The sequence below is a fragment of the Massilia sp. CCM 8734 genome (assembly GCF_011682155.1).
In the GTDB taxonomy this organism is placed as follows: Bacteria; Pseudomonadota; Gammaproteobacteria; order Burkholderiales; family Burkholderiaceae_D; genus Telluria_A; species Telluria_A rubra.
The window spans coordinates 1-14,938 of record NZ_WHJI01000073.1 but is presented as its reverse complement, the minus strand read 5'-3'; the positions used below and the strand labels follow the sequence as shown (position 1 = coordinate 14,938).

General features: G+C 61.7%; 9 protein-coding genes, 2 pseudogenes and 1 riboswitch. Of the genes and pseudogenes, 8 read left to right on the top strand and 3 right to left on the bottom strand.

Features of this window, described 5'->3' with window-relative positions; translation table 11 throughout:
• The first annotated feature begins 625 nt into the window (after window positions 1-625).
• On the top strand, window positions 626-1,630 hold the full coding sequence (locus F2P46_RS34410; RefSeq protein WP_166898835.1) for an AAA family ATPase: 1,005 nt from the start codon (window positions 626-628) through the stop codon (window positions 1,628-1,630).
• A complete protein-coding gene (locus F2P46_RS34405) occupies window positions 1,627-2,382 on the top strand; it encodes an HNH endonuclease (protein ID WP_166898833.1) in 756 nt (251 codons plus the stop codon). The genes F2P46_RS34410 and F2P46_RS34405 overlap by 4 nt, the downstream gene beginning before the upstream one ends.
• 375 nt (window positions 2,383-2,757) lie before the next feature.
• Here F2P46_RS34405 and F2P46_RS34400 read toward each other — a convergent pair.
• The 3 genes and pseudogenes from F2P46_RS34400 to F2P46_RS34390 all read right to left on the bottom strand — a co-directional run.
• Window positions 2,758-3,006, bottom strand: a pseudogene (locus tag F2P46_RS34400) (transposase DNA-binding-containing protein); the annotation flags it as partial.
• A gap of 725 nt (window positions 3,007-3,731) precedes the next feature.
• The gene (locus tag F2P46_RS34395) at window positions 3,732-5,009 is read right to left on the bottom strand and encodes a hypothetical protein (protein ID WP_166898831.1); all 1,278 of its coding nucleotides are present in this window, start codon (window positions 5,007-5,009) and stop codon (window positions 3,732-3,734) included.
• Window positions 5,010-5,243: 234 nt separating this feature from the next.
• Window positions 5,244-5,937 (bottom strand): IS6 family transposase gene (locus F2P46_RS34390; protein ID WP_229509578.1). Its coding sequence is split into 2 segments (ribosomal slippage): window positions 5,244-5,423 and window positions 5,425-5,937, totalling 693 coding nucleotides; the frame shifts between segments, so codons are not numbered across the junction.
• A 367-nt stretch (window positions 5,938-6,304) separates the two neighbouring features.
• Window positions 6,305-6,475: riboswitch (FMN riboswitch) on the top strand.
• A gap of 109 nt (window positions 6,476-6,584) precedes the next feature.
• On the opposite strand from F2P46_RS34390, the gene ribB reads away from it, so the two are divergent.
• From ribB to F2P46_RS34360, 6 genes and pseudogenes are all read left to right on the top strand, one after another.
• Window positions 6,585-7,256 (top strand): 3,4-dihydroxy-2-butanone-4-phosphate synthase, encoded by a 672-nt coding sequence (gene ribB, locus F2P46_RS34385; protein ID WP_166898830.1) that lies wholly within the window; start codon window positions 6,585-6,587, stop codon window positions 7,254-7,256.
• A gap of 271 nt (window positions 7,257-7,527) precedes the next feature.
• Entirely contained in the window at window positions 7,528-7,941 is a 414-nt protein-coding gene (locus F2P46_RS34380) for a thioesterase family protein (protein WP_166898828.1), read from the top strand.
• A gap of 37 nt (window positions 7,942-7,978) precedes the next feature.
• Window positions 7,979-9,109 (top strand): acyl-CoA dehydrogenase family protein, encoded by a 1,131-nt coding sequence (locus F2P46_RS34375; RefSeq protein WP_166898826.1) that lies wholly within the window; start codon window positions 7,979-7,981, stop codon window positions 9,107-9,109.
• Window positions 9,110-9,170: 61 nt separating this feature from the next.
• Window positions 9,171-9,980, top strand: a complete 810-nt coding sequence (locus F2P46_RS34370; RefSeq protein ID WP_166898824.1) for an FAD-binding oxidoreductase — start codon at window positions 9,171-9,173, stop codon at window positions 9,978-9,980.
• 15 nt (window positions 9,981-9,995) lie between these two features.
• Window positions 9,996-13,595 carry an indolepyruvate ferredoxin oxidoreductase family protein gene (locus F2P46_RS34365; protein ID WP_166898823.1) on the top strand — a complete coding sequence of 1,200 codons (3,600 nt, stop codon included), beginning with the start codon at window positions 9,996-9,998 and terminating at the stop codon, window positions 13,593-13,595.
• 29 nt (window positions 13,596-13,624) lie between these two features.
• Window positions 13,625-14,485 (top strand): annotated as a pseudogene (locus tag F2P46_RS34360) (enoyl-CoA hydratase); the annotation flags it as partial.
• Window positions 14,486-14,938: the final 453 nt, after the last annotated feature.

The following is a 14,938-nucleotide window of genomic DNA, read 5'->3' as shown; positions in this document are numbered from 1 at the left end:
CTGAAACTGAACCCGATTCATCGTTGCCATAATCTTCTCCCGCCTGCGCCACCACGGACGCATATGCAAAGTTGGACACGTAACGGCGACCGAAGTTCAGTTATGCTGAAGATCAGCGCTAATCACCTTAATTAATGGCAGTACGGCCCGATGCATAAAGCTGGACCCGATTTCAAAATTTGTATATCATGCAGGGATGCGGACTGCTGACCGTTAACCCACAACTCGGGCAATATGAGAATTCGCACGCTGAACGCAACAAGTGAAGAGCAAGGGAAAGCGCTAAAAATTCAGTTCGCGAAAAGGCATCATACAGAAGGCAATTATTTCTCAATCCTAATAGGTGAGAACGGTACTCGTAAGAGTCAATCCCTTCGCGCAATCATTGACCTGAGCTACTCTTCTATCGCGCGCATGCGTCAGCTTGGTCGCATTTTCAATGGAAAACCAGGCGAGATTGTGTACTGGAGCAGCGCTAATTCGGAGCGCAGCGCGCTTCCCAGAAAAATAATCGCAGTCTCGGGGGTTGCCACCGATAGGTTTCCGTCCAGGCTTACTAGCCGGAATAGAAGGCCAGATAGATCCGATATGTATCGGTACATCGGCCCGAGAAAGCGAGAACAATTTGGTAAGCCGCGCCCAAAGTCTGATTGAAATTGTTCGCATTTTGATTGCTCATTTAGATAGAGTCCCCGCGCGGCTTGGTCAGCTGAAATCAGCCTTTGAGCTACTACCGAAGTCAAAAGGATGCCTTTTCGAGTTCATTCGAACGGGAGGTGAAAGAAAAGGAAAGTGGAATGACCATACACTTTTTGAGCACCTGCAGGTCGCGGAGCCACTAAAATCCGCCCGTTTTAAGGACGGCGACGCGTCATTGCGAGAACAATGTGTTGATCTCTTAAACTCAAAAGCGCCTCTGAAGCTCGCTTTGGACCTTGAGGATATCGAGTCAGCAGGTCTTTTTAACGGCACCTCTCATGCTGCGCTCGGCTTTGCGTTGGAGTGCGGAGCCATTTCCCTCGCGGAATCCTATTCTCTAACGCGCTCAGGTGAGAAGCTGTCGCTTTCTGAATTTAGCTCCGGGCAATGGCATATCCTTTCGTCGCTCCTGTTCGTATCCCTTGCAGTTGAAGACGACACTCTAATCTTGATAGACGAGCCGGAAAACAGCCTCCATCCTCAATGGCAACGCGAGTATCTCAACCTCTTAGCTAAAGCCATTTCGTCTTGCGACGGTGTTCATGTAATCGTCGCAACACATTCGCCGTTAGTCGCTTCGTCGCTGCCACCAGATCAAGCCGAAGTGATCCGACTCGCTCGGACAAGATTTGGCAGTGTGAATGCGAAAGAGGTTCAAGCTGGGCCATTCGGCTGGACCACCGACGACATACTTGAAACTGTTTTCGGTTTGAGTTCGACTCGCAGTCAGCTCTTCGCGGCCGCAATGGATCGCGCCCTTAAACTGTTCGCGAAAGGTGACAGGGGAAACGCCGAGTTGATAAAAGCTGTGCGCGAGCTTGCAGTGTTCGCAGTTTCCCTCCCCGAGGATGATGTGGCCCGTAGCGTTATTTCCACGCTGCGATCTGTGGTACTGCCGGAGGCGATAACTGCAACAAATACCGAACAATGATCGATCCAAAATTCGAAAAAATCGCCGCGTTGAGCCTATCGGCCTCGCAGGTTGCGCGCCTTAACGCTGGCATTGCGAAGTGGGGTTACGACTGGGGCCACTCGTCATTCGATTGGCTCAAGGAGCACTTAAAAACAGGGCTGAGAAAGCAGCAGTGTGACCGGTGTTGCTATTGCCGGCGTACCCTCAGATTTGATAAGGGGCCCGTAGAGATCGAACACGTGGTAAACAAGGCCAAAGGCGGAATGTATGCCCATTTCACTTTCATATTGAAAAATCTGGCGTTAGCTTGCAAGGATTGCAATAACGGCAAAGGCCAAAAAGTTGTACTTCGAACGCCCTTGCCGGCACATAGTGCCTACCCGAGTTCTTCCGCGCCGTTCCTTTGGGTTCATCCACATTTTCACAATTACTCCGATCACATATTGATCCACGACGCTTGGGTCTACGAGGCGAAAGGGGGATCGCTTGAAGGTAACGCCGTAATCGGGAAGTGCAAGCTTGCGCTCCTCAGTGGAATTGAGCGCGCGAATCGCCGAGTGCTCTTGGAATCCTCGAATGGCTTCACTGCAGCCCTTCCTTGGGCAGTGGCAATGGTCAATGAAGTCGGTCTCGACGCTCTTTGTGTTGAGCTGTCGCCCTTGCTATCAAAAATGATGGGAAGTGGCGGCTGTCCACTCAAGGCAGAGGCTGCAATCCGTGCCGCGCACGCAGCAGTTCAAGCGGCGGCGACCGTCGGCAACGGACCTTGAACGTCCTTGGTTGCATCTAGGAGCGTAAGTTGAGTATCGGGCAGCAGCAACCATTCAGTGTCATTCAAGATTATATCGTTTGGGTTGATTGAAAAATTGGGAGTTGCGCCGTTCATTCAAGATATTAAGGCTAGTTTTCGCACGACCAAACAGGCTAAGTCGTTGATTTTACTAGCCCTCCATTCAAGACTCTATTCGGACGTAACAGTCGTGCGTCGTGCGACGCATACCTTGAGATTTACGACGCATAACATGAGACAGAGCGACACATCGCTAGAATTGCACTAGTTCAACGCAACTTTCTAATTATCAAGACCCGCTTGGTTATATACTCGCTTTAAGAATAGCGCCGGCTTTTCTTCCTGCTATTTCTTGCGCCCTCATACGCTCCTGGGTGCGCGCCCAATGTGGCGTCAGGATACCTTCCCAGGTCACCTCAGGATTCGAAAGAAAACGATACGCTGCGCAAGTCTCGCTCCAGCTGTCGCATGCCTCAGGGATACTGGCCGTCGGCTTGGCTGCAAAAGTGTCCATCAATGTTCTCGCCCTCTTGTTGAGGCGCGCATCGCCAAGAGCCAGACCCGCAAATTCCTCTTCCGTCCACCGCTGTGCTACCTTGTCCAATGCGCCGCCCAAAAGGCAAGAGTAAACGCGATCTCGGCAAAGTTTACAAGCCCCTCTGCAACTCATTGAATGTAAAAGACTTTCTTGAGCCCTGGTGACTTATGTATAAGGGCATGGTCTAAAAGGTCTTTACAGGCTGGAGTCGCACGGACTTCAGCTCGTCGATACCAAGCAAGGAAGTTTCTCGTGCGTCGCCCTGGACAGCGTCGAGGGGCAGCTTCTGGCTGTCGCCGAGCGTTGGCTATTGGTATTCGATGGCGTGAACTGGAAGCGCATAGAAGATCCTGATAATGTTTAACAGTTTGAGTCGTCCCCCTGAAGGTCAGAATCGAATTATTGCCATCGCGACATGCCTGGGCTAGTTATTCGATTTCCCCGAAGGTGGTGTCAACACGACGCCGCCCCGACGGGAACCCGTGCAAATGGATGTGTCGCTCAGCGTGCGTAGTGCAAGCGGATGTGTCGTCGCGTGCAATCAGATCTGTCGTTTGGTTTTCTAGGTACCTGATTTATATAGTTTGACAGTGCAAGCGGATGTGTCGTCCAACGTCGTTGGACGACACATCCGAGCTACGAGCCGCATTGGCAATTTGTAAGATCGCCAATTTCCCGCGGTTTTGTGCACTCTCGAAGGGCTACACAGGGCAACGGCACAAGAATTTGCAGACACATTTACCTTGCACTACGATTGCCCCACCCAGTTTGTTCGCCGAAAGTCCCTCGACTTACCCCTCCATGCGTGCCTCGTCGTCGAGGTAGATGAGGTATTCAATGACGGCATTCATTTGCTCCGAGATCAGCTCATCGAGGCTCTGGAAGCACGCCTGCCGACCGTCGATCATATGCCTGAGCGCGGTCTCCATCGGGCCCCACTCATCCTGGTCATAACGCACGCTGCCAAAACGTCCATCGCGATCGAAGAACAAGTGCGTATAGACGTTCGAATCATGGCAAAACTGGCCGAATACGAAGAAGTTTGCATTGAGGAATGCAATCTCGTCGTCGGAGAAATCGTTGTCAAACTCCGGGCGCCCGCCCCAAAGCTGATCAATCATGTGAACGATACCTCCGAACAACCGCAGTCCGTCCTCGCCGTGGCCGTACAAGGTCAGGGCACCCCACTCGTCCTGCACCTTGAAACTGCCATGGTCGAGATACAGCTCCCGTAAACCGGCAGGTGCCATGCAGTCCCAATCTTTTTCATGGGTCATCAAATCGGACAGTGCCACTGGCCATACCTCGATCTCAAAGTCGCTGTCCGCCAAAGGGCTTTGCTGCGCAACCTGCAGCTCCTCCGCGAAGGCACGGAACCTGTCCAATGCGCCCTCCCACGTTTCGCCCGGGCCACCTTTGCTCAACACCTCGGCCGGCTTGCTCGCTTGATAGGCTAGGTACGCCGGATCCTCCAGAAATGCGACCAGTTCGGGATCGTCTATCCGTATTTCAGGGAACTTGCGGGCCTTGAACGTCAGTTCATCCAGGCTCTCAAAAAATCGGATTTGATACCGATCAGGCTCGCTGCGATACCCGGCTAGAAATACGATAGCGCGCAGCACGTAGCTCGAGACAAAAGGGTCGTCCGCTTCGTCATTGCTTGCAGTGAGCGCGAAACAGCGCTCCATCCATTCCACCGCCGCGTCTGCATCTCTCCGTTCCAAGGCGAGCGTTGCAAGCTCCCTTAAGGCGCGGCGGGCGACTTGGAGCGTGATGGGGTGTTCATTCGCGCAGTCCTCTTCGTCAATGGGAAAGCGGTCAAGGACCGCATGACAGGTCGCACTCAACGCGTCAGTCATCTGAAGCTGACGGAGGCACTTGAGCTTTTGCTGGAAGTAGCCGCCCCATGCATCGTGGTATTTTGCCGACGGCGTGCTGTCGAGGGACAACGTATCAAGCAGAGGAGAGGCCTTCTCAGCCGATGCGAGGCTTGCCGCGTAGTCTCGATTGCCAGCCTCTAAACGGGCTTCGCGGAGGAAATTTTTTATTGATTTGAACGAGTCGTTCATACGTGAATCCCCCCTTACCCATGCGTTGACTCAGCGGATCGCGGACGTGCGCATTCGGCTGAGTCGATTATATTCGGACAGAAAAACTGGTCGGCAATGAGCCGGATTACGGCCCATTGGTCAGAAATTTCGATGCGCATCTTCATTGAAAGAATCCTTAAATGGTGATGATGCCAGGTTCTGTCGCGTTGTTGAGTCCAGCACGGATTTTTTCGTGCTGAGCATGACCCCGGCTTACACTGGACGGACTTGTCCTGCCAACGCAGAGAACTGGTCGGAGAATGACATGGGCGAAGCGTCATCGACGGCGAACTGACCCTTTCGAATCATGTGCATCAGCTCGATGCCGGCGAGCACGGAGCCGGCAGACCGGAACGATTTGAAGTTGAGCATCGGCCTGGTCATTCGCTTGATGCGCGCGATGGTCCTGCTCGACGATGTTGTTGAGGTATTTGATTTGGCGCACCAGGATCGGTACGTCGCGGCCGGCGTTGATCGCATCGATCGCCGCCTTGTTGGCGCCGCTCTTGTCCATCGCGACCTTGTCCGGATCGCCGTTCGCTCTCATGGCCTTGTCGAAGAAGCGCTTCGCCGCAGCCATGTCGCGCTTGGCTGTCAGCAGGAAGTCGACGGTCTTGCCCTGCTTGTCGACAGCGCGGTAGAGGTATTTCCAGACGCCCTTGACCTTGATATACATCTCATCCATACGCCAACTGCCGCCGACCGGGCGCTTGTGTTTCCGGGCCATCTTCTCGATGAGCGGCAGGAAACGAATCGCCCAACGGTTGATCGACGAATGGTCGACCGACACGCCGCGCTCTTCCATCATCTCTTCGAGGTGCCGGTAGCTCAGCGGGTAGGCCACATACCAGCGGATGCAGACCAGGATGACGTCGATCGGAAAACGCATTCCTTTAAAGTTAAGCATGCCAGCTCGTCCAGATTGTTGGTCGTCAAAGTTTACACGATCCCTATGACGGCTCCGCTAATGCGACAGAACCCAAACTCATCTGTCGCCCGACGCGTGTTACGTGGGAATAAAGCCTTGAACAAAAGAAGAGAAACTTGAACGGAAAAAGGAAACCAAGATATGAGCGCCAAAAACAACAATAAAACGCGGCGGCCGGCTCGCATTTCATATCGGGTGCGGCTGGCCGGAATGCGCGCGCAATCGTCGATGAAACGCGCCGGACGACTCGCATTCCAGCGTGCGAATCGTCGCCGTGGACGGCCTCGTCAGGCACAGAAAATCGTCGAACTGCGTATAATCGCCGTGCCGGAATCACCGGTAGTTAGCACGTCTTCAGGGCGGGGTGCAATTCCCCACCGGCGGTAAAACCGGTTCATCACACGATGCGCCGGATCAGCCCGCGAGCGCCTGTTCGGTCGCGTTTTCAAGAACAGGGTCAGCAGATCTGGTGTGATTCCAGGGCCGACGGTCATAGTCCGGATGAAAGACGATGTGCCATGCTTGGTATGCGCAGCGCGTTCCTTGAACGGGCCTGCGCCGCTTGCGTCTGGCTATTCCAACCCCCTGTAACGTCTTTTGCAATCTTCATATGCGGAGCGTTTCTCATGTTTTCACCTACTGAATTAAACTTACCTTATGCGCCCGAGGGCCTGGCGCCGTTTTCGGACCGGCTGGCGCGCGCGCTGGCCGATTTGCGCGCGGGCCGACCCGTGCTGCTGATGGACGATTTCAATCGCGAGAATGAAGCCGACCTGATCGTCGCGGCGGAAAAAATCTCGACCGAGAGCATGGCCCGCCTGATCCGCGACTGCAGCGGCATCGTCTGCCTGTGCCTGACCGACGAGCGCCTGCGGCAGCTGGAACTGCCGGCCATGGTCGAGAACAACGGCAGCCGCTACGGCACCGCCTTCACCGTCACGATCGAGGCCCGCCACGGCGTCACCACCGGCGTGTCGGCGGCCGACCGCGTCACCACGATCAAAGCCGCCATCGCCGACGACGCGCGCCCGGACGACCTGGCGCGCCCGGGCCATGTGTTCCCGCTGCGGGCGGCGGCGGGCGGCGTGCTGCAGCGGCGCGGCCATACCGAAGGCTCGGTAGACCTGATGCGCCTGGCCGGCCTGAAACCGGCGGCCGTGCTGTGCGAACTGATGAACGCCGACGGCAGCATGGCCAAGGGCGCACAGATCGAACTGTACGCGGCGTCCCACGACCTGGTGCAGCTGACGATCGATGAGCTTGCCGTATACATCGGCAACATGGCCACGCCGGCCTGATCCGTTCCACCCCCGGGGCGCGGCCCGCCGCGCCCTGTTTGCCACATCCGCTTTTCTGCTTCCGGTCGCCGCCGCCGACGACATCGCGCCGCATTTCTTCCCCCGCGCGCGCGCAGGGAACGCTGCCATAACACATCGCCAGCCGCCAAAACATACCTAATCTTACTGATTCGCCAATATTATTACTTATTTACAATGTCCTCCATGCTGTTGCACCATCCCGTCGCCCTGGCGGGCCGGGCGACAGCCCTTTCAACTCATGGAGAATGACATGCACAACAAAGGTTTTCAGGTAGCGATCGAAGTCAAATACCGCGACACCGATTCGATGGGCCACGTCAGCAGCCCGGTCTATTACGACTATCTGCAGCACGCCTATCTGGGCTATATGTTCGAGGTGCTGGAGTTGCCGAAGACCGAAAAACTGCCGCACATTATGGTCAAGACCTCGTGCGAATACACCCAGCCGGCCATGTACGGCGACGTGCTGACGGTGTCGAGCCGGGTCATCAAATTCGGCACCAAGAGCTTCGAGATGGAGCACATCATGACGCGCGACGACGAGGCCAAGACCGTCGTCGCCAAGGGCGCGTCGACCCATGTGATGTTCGACTACGCGACCAACCGCACCGCCGTCGTCCCCGAGGAATTCAAGAAGCAGGTCGGCGCCTACCAGGGCGAATAAGCCAACGGCCATTTAATCGCGACAGGGGTGACACATCATGATGTTGGAATGGACTGCCGAACAAACGGCATTGCGGGAAAAGTATCGACAGATCGGCGCGGAGCTGGCGCTTGCCCACGGGCACAAGGATGAAGGTTTCGACTTCGCCGGCTGGCGCCTGCTGTGCCAGCAAGGCCTGTGGCAACTGGTGGTACCGGCCGAGCACGGCGGCACCGGCACCGACTGGTGGGCCTTCACCGCGGCGCTCGAAGGCCTGGCCTCGTCCATCCGCACCCCCGAGCTGCTGCTGTCAGTGATCGGCCAGGCCGGCATGGTGCGCGCGCTGGTGCACTACGGCAGCGAGGCGCAGAAGGCCAACTACTTCCGCGCCATCCTGCGCGGCGACATCACCGCCACCTGCATCGCCGAGCCGACCACCGGCACCGACGTGCGCAGCATCGGCACGCGCCTGGTCGCGGACGGCGACGGCTACCTGCTCGAAGGCAGCAAGTTCAACATCGCGCACGCCCCCATCGTCGACTTCATGCTGGTGGTGGCGCGCATGGACGAGAGCAACGACATTTCCCTGGTGCTGCTGGACCAGAACGCGGCCGGACTGCGCCAGGGCGCGCCCGACGACAAGCTGGGCAACCGCAACCTGCCGACCGGGCCGCTGCATTTCGACGGCGTCAAGGTCGGCGCCGGGCAGATTCTCGGCACGCCGGGCAAGGGCCTGCATCACCTGGTCGACATCATCTCGCTGGGCCGCCTGTACTACGGCCTGGTGGCCGCGCACCTGGTCACCCCGTTCATCGCCGACGCGATGCGCTACGCCGACGCGCGCGACAGTTTCCATGAGCCGATCGCGGCCCACCAGTATGTGCAGAAGCGCCTGATCGACATCAAGATCGGCTCCGAGCGCACCCGCTGGCTGGCCTACGGCGCGCTGACCCAGCTGCTCAACAAGCGGCCCGAGGCGTTGATGAACTGCTCCATCACCAAGCTGGTGGGCGCCGAGGACCTGATCAACAGCGCGACCAGCCTGGTCAAGCTGTACGGCAGCATCGGCTATCACAGCAACGAGATCTCCGCGCTGGCACGCAATGCGCTTGGCTTCGCCAGCGTCGGCGGCACCGAGGAGATGCACCGCAAGAATATCTACAACCAGATGGTCCGCCTGGCGCGCTGATCGACTGGAGGGCGCGCCGCCGCGCCCGCGCTTCCCCAACGTTCCGACCAACGAGGTATTCGTGCCAGACCACCATTTCTATCCCCTGCGTGTCGCCCGGATCGAGAAGAACGCGCTCGCCTGGGTCCTCACCTTCGACGTGCCGGAGCTGTTGAAGCAGCGCTTCGCCTACCGCGCCGGCCAGTACCTGACGCTGCGCGCGCGCATCGACAAGCAATTCGTCGACCGCGCCTATGCGATCTGTAGCGCGCCGCACGAGGACAAGCTGCAGATCGCCATCAAGGATCTGCCCGGCGGCAGGATGTCGGCCTGGGTGCGCGCGCAGGCGACGCCCGGGCGCTGGCTGATGCTGTCGCCGCCGGCCGGCAGTTTCTGCGTCGATCTGGCGCCGCTGCAGCGCCGCCACTACGTCGGTTTCTGCGGCGGCAGCGGGGTCACCGCGCTGTATTGCCAGCTCAAGGACATCCTGCATGTGGAGCCGCTCAGCCGCTACACGCTGGTGCTGGCCGACATCGACGAGGCCAGCGTCATTTTCCTGCCCCAGCTGCGCCAGTTGCAGCGGCGCCTGCCGAGCCGCTTCAGCTACCTGCTGGTGCTGCGCGACGCGGCGCCGGGCACGGCCTCGTACACGGGCCTGCTCGACCAGCCCACCATCGCCCAGCTGTTCAGGCGCGAGATCGACGCCGATCAGGTCGACCTGGCCCTGATCGTGGGCGCGCCGGCGATGATGGACGACACCGCCGCCATGCTGGCCGGACAGGGCGTGCCGGAGCACAAGATCCTCACCGCCTCGGCCGCGCTGGACTCGCCCGCGCGCCGGGCATCGACGCAGCATCCAATCCACCCGCTTGCCGGTGGCGCCATCTATTGACGAGGACACACAAGCATGGGCAATTTGAATGAAGGCTTACGCGGCGCGGCCGCGGCGGCGCCGACGGCGCTGGCCGACTACCGGCTGATCGATTCCCTCAGCGCGCGCGGCGGACGCATCTACCTCACCGGCACCCAGGCGCTGGTGCGCCTGCTGATCATGCAGCGCGCGCTGGACAAGGCGGCGGGCTTGAACACGGCCGGCTTCGTCAGCGGCTACCGCGGTTCGCCGCTCGGCGGCGTCGACCAGCAACTGTGGAAGAACCAGCAACTGCTGCGCGACAGCGAGATCAGCTTCCTGCCCGCCATCAACGAGGAACTGGGCGCCACCGCGGTGCTGGGCACCCAGCGGATCGAGGGCGACAGCGAACGCACGGTCGAGGGCGTGTTCGCCATGTGGTACGGCAAGGGCCCCGGCGTGGACCGCGCCGCCGACGCGCTCAAGCACGGCAACGCCTACGGCGCCTCGCGCCGCGGCGGCGTGCTGGTGGTGGCCGGCGACGACCACGGCTGCGTCTCATCGTCGATGTCGCACCAGAGCGAATTGACGATGATGGCCTGGCACATGCCGGTGCTCAATCCCAGCAACGTCGAGGAGATCCTCGAATTCGGCCTGTACGGCTGGGCGCTGTCGCGCTTTTGCGGCGCCTGGGTCGGCCTGAAGGCGATTTCCGAGACGGTCGAATCGGCCGGCACGATCGACCTCGACGTCATCAACACGGCCTGGACCGCGCCGCCCGACCACGTCGAGCCGGCCGGCGGCCTGCACAACCGCTGGCCCGACTTCCCGGGCCCGCAGATCGAGGTGCGCATGCTCGAGAAGCTGCACGCCGCGTGCGCCTTCGCCCGCCACAACGGCGTCGATAAATGGATCGCGCGCAGCGCGCACGCGAGCGTGGGCATCGTCAGCTGCGGCAAGGCCCATCTGGACCTGATGGAGGCGCTGCGCCGGCTCGGGCTGGGCAGCGCCGAGCTGGAGCGGGCCGGGGTGCGCGTCTACAAAGTCGGCCAGAGCTTCCCGCTCGAGTTGAGCGGCCTGGACAGTTTCGTCGACGGCCTGAGCGAGATCCTGGTGATCGAGGAGAAGGCCGCCGTCGTCGAGCGGCAGATCAAGGAGCATCTGTACAACCGCGCCGCTGCGGCGCGCCCGCGCGTGATCGGCAAGGCCGACCTCGCCGGCGACAGCCTGCTCTCGTCGAGCGCCGAGCTGCGCCCGTCGCGCATCCTGCCGGTGCTGGCGGCCTGGCTGGCCGAACACAAGCCGGCGCTGGACCGGCGCGAGCTGGCCGGGCTGGCCGGCGCGGCGCCGCTGTTGTCGAACGCGGCCGATGGCGTGCGCCGGACTCCCTACTTCTGTTCCGGATGCTCGCACAACGTCGCCACCAAGGTGCCGCAAGGCTCGATCGCGCACGCCGGCATCGGCTGCCACTTCATGGCCTCGTGGATGAACCGCGACACCACCGGCCTGATCCAGATGGGCGGCGAGGGCGTCGACTGGGTCGCCCAGTCGCGCTTCTCGACCCGCGGGCACATCTTCCAGAACCTCGGCGACGGCACCTACTTCCATTCGGGGATACTGGCGATCCGCCAGGCTGTCGCCGCCGACGCCAACATCACCTACAAGGTGCTGCACAACGCCGCCGTCGCGATGACCGGCGGCCAGCCGATCGACGGCAACCTGCCGGTGCCGCGGCTGGCGCACCAACTGGTGGCCGAGGGCGTCAAGCGGCTGGCGATCGTCAGCGACGACGCCGACAAATACAAGGGCCACGAGCGCGACTATCCGGCGCGCACGAGCTTCCACCATCGCGACCAGATGGATGCGCTGCAGCGCGAGCTGCGCGAGATCGGCGGCGTCACCGCGCTGATCTACGACCAGGGTTGCGCCGCCGAGAAGCGCCGGCTGCGCAAGCAGGGCAAGGCCAGCACGCCGAACCGGCGCCTGTTCATCAATGAATCGGTGTGCGAAGGCTGCGGCGACTGCGGCGCCAAATCGAACTGCCTGTCGGTCGGCGTCACGGAAACCGCGCTGGGCCGCAAGCGCAAGATCGACCAGTCGTCCTGCAACCTCGATTTCTCGTGCCAGAAAGGCAGTTGCCCGAGCTTCGTGAGCCTGGTCGGCGCGGTGCCGAAAAAATCGCGCGCGGGCATGCCGCTGCTGACCGAACTGGAGTCGCTGGCCGGCATGCTGCCGGAGCCGCCCGCCGCGCTGCTGCAGGCGCCCTACAACGTGCTGGTGACCGGCGTGGGCGGCAGCGGCGTCGTCACCGTCGGCGCGCTGATCAGCATGGCCGCCCACCTCGAAGGCAAGCAGGCCAGCGTGCTCGATTTCATGGGCTTCTCGCAAAAAGGCGGCGCCGTGCTGTCCTTCGTGCGCCTGGCCGGCGCGGCCGGCTCGCTCAACCAGGTGCGCATCGACGTGCGCCAGGCCGACCTGCTGCTGGCCTGCGACATGGTGGTCGCGGCCAGCCCGGACGCGCTGCAGACGCTGCAGCACGGGCGCACCCGGGTGGCGCTGAACCTGCACGCGATCGCCAACGCGAGCTTCGTGCAGAACCCGGACGCGAACCTGCACCAGGACGCGCTGCAGGAGAAGATCCGGCATGCCGCCGGTCCCGGCGCGCAGGCGGCCTGCGACGCCCAGCAGCTGGCCGAGCACTTCCTGGGCGACACGATCGCCGCCAACATCATCATGCTCGGCATGGCCTGGCAGCGCGGCTGGATTCCGGTGTCGCTGGCGGCGCTGGCGCGCGCGATCGAACTCAATGGCGTCGCCGTCCCGCTGAACAAGCGCGCCTTCGCGATCGGCCGGCTGGCCGCGGCCGAGCCGGAGCATCTCGCCCGCGCGATGGCCGGCGCCTTGGCCCCGGCGCCGCCGGCGGACGACAACCTCGAGCTGCTGATCGCGCGCCACAGCCAGCAATTGCAAACCTACGGCGGCGGCGCCTACGTGCGCCGCTACCGCGCGCTGCTGGCGACAGTGCGCGCGGCGGAACAGGACCTGCCCGGCGCGCACGACACGGCCTTCAGCATGGCGGTCGCGCGCAATTTCGCCCGCCTGCTGATGGTCAAGGACGAATACGAAGTGGCGCGCATGTACGGCTCCGACGAATTCCATCGCGACCTGGAGCGCCAGTTCGAGGGCGTCCCCGGCAAGGACTACCGGATCGAGTTCCACATGTCGCCGCCGCTCGGGCGCAAGCCGGGCGCAGAGGCGGTCAAGCGCACCTTCGGCCAATGGATGCTGACGCTGCTGAAGGTCATGGCGGCGCTGCGCCGGGTGCGCGGCAGCTGGCTCGACCCGTTCCGCCTGCAGCAGGAGCGGCGCATGGAACAGGAGCTGGTCGCTCACTTCGAGCGCCAGATGCGCCAGGTCGCGGCCAGGTTGAACCGGCGCGACATGGACGCGGCGATCGCGCTGGCCGAGCTGCCCTCGACCATCCTCGGCTTCGGCCACGTCAAGCTGCGCAACCTGGCCCGCGCCAAGGCGCGCGAGGCGAGCCTGGCCGGCAGGCTGGGGATCGCGCTCGAACACGGCCCGCTGGTCGCCGGCCACCTCAAGCACGCCGCCAGCGAGGGCTCGGTCCTGCGCGGCATCCCGATCGTGAAAGCCTGACCCGTCATTTAACATTTATGGAGCCGCCAATGGCCTATCAACACATCCTGTTCGACATCAGCAACGGTATCGGGCGCCTGACCCTGAACCGACCGGCGCGCCTGAACAGCTTCACCATCGCGATGCACCTCGAGGTGCGCGCGGCGCTCGCCAGGCTCAGGGCCGACGAGTCGGTCCGGGTGCTGGTGCTCGACGCGGCCGGGCGCGGTTTTTGCGCCGGCCACGACATGGCCGACAGCGCCCGGCCGCCCAGCCGCGAGCCGGACGACGACGCCGGCATCGTCGACAGGTACTTCGCGCCGCCGCCCGACGCCGATGACGACGCGCCGGACGGCGGCGTCGACCTGAGCGTGCTGGTGCGCAAATACTACGCGCCGCTGGTGCTGGCGCTCAGGGCGTTGCCGTTTCCGGTCATTTGCGCGGTCAACGGCGTGGCCGCGGGGGCCGGCGCGAACATCGCGCTGGCCTGCGACATCGTCATCGCCGGCAGGTCGGCCAGCTTCATCCAGTCGTTCTGCAAGCTGGGCCTGTTGCCCGACACGGGGGGCAGCCATTTCCTGCCGCGCCTGGTCGGCCCGGCGCGGGCGGCGGGACTGGCGCTGATGGGCGACAAGCTGAGCGCCGAGCGCGCCGAGAGCTGGGGCCTGATCTGGAAGTGCGTCGAGGACGCGGCGCTGGGCGCCGAGGTCGACGCGCTGGCCACCTATTTCGCCGGCGCCGCGACCCTGGGTCTGGCGCGCACCAAACAGGCGCTGCAGGTGAGCGCGACGAACACGCTGGAAAGCCAGCTCGAACTCGAGTGCGAGTACATGCGCGAGTTGGGATCGAGCGCCGATTACCATGAAGGCGTGGCCGCGTTCGTGGAAAAGCGGTCGCCGCAATTCACCGGGCGGGCCGGGCCGCGCGCCAGGCGCAAGCCGGCGCCGACGGCAACGCCAGCCACGACGGCGACACCGGCAACGACGGCGCCGACGGCAATGCCAGCCACGCCGCCTGGTGCGCCGCGCGCCGCGCGCAAGGCGGGCTCGCTGCCGCCGGCGCCGCCGGCCGCAGCGCCGGCGCGGCCGAAGGCGGCGGCGCTCTAGGGTCTGTCTGACTAAACAACGCGAACAGATTCTATTTCGATAGCTTCGAAACGTCGTTCCCGGCCTCGGCGGCCCCCTTGGCGGGAACGACGAAACAATTGCGGCTCTCGCTACGATTCAGCCAGACAGACCCTAGCCTGAATTTTGCATAAAAAAGGGCAAGAATGCCGTAAGTGATTGATAAAATGTGAGTTATCCATAAAACACAATTTCAACACGAACGCACCTTGCCCGGCATGAATTCTACCTCAGAGCAGC

Coding starts and splice junctions, on each gene's coding strand:
- F2P46_RS34405 (WP_166898833.1), top strand. CDS start 1,627: ATGATCGATCCAAAATTCGAAAAAATCGCCGCGTTGAGCCTATCGGCC.
- F2P46_RS34395 (WP_166898831.1), bottom strand. CDS start 5,009: ATGAACGACTCGTTCAAATCAATAAAAAATTTCCTCCGCGAAGCCCGT.
- ribB (WP_166898830.1), top strand. CDS start 6,585: ATGTTTTCACCTACTGAATTAAACTTACCTTATGCGCCCGAGGGCCTG.
- F2P46_RS34380 (WP_166898828.1), top strand. CDS start 7,528: ATGCACAACAAAGGTTTTCAGGTAGCGATCGAAGTCAAATACCGCGAC.
- F2P46_RS34375 (WP_166898826.1), top strand. CDS start 7,979: ATGATGTTGGAATGGACTGCCGAACAAACGGCATTGCGGGAAAAGTAT.
- F2P46_RS34365 (WP_166898823.1), top strand. CDS start 9,996: ATGGGCAATTTGAATGAAGGCTTACGCGGCGCGGCCGCGGCGGCGCCG.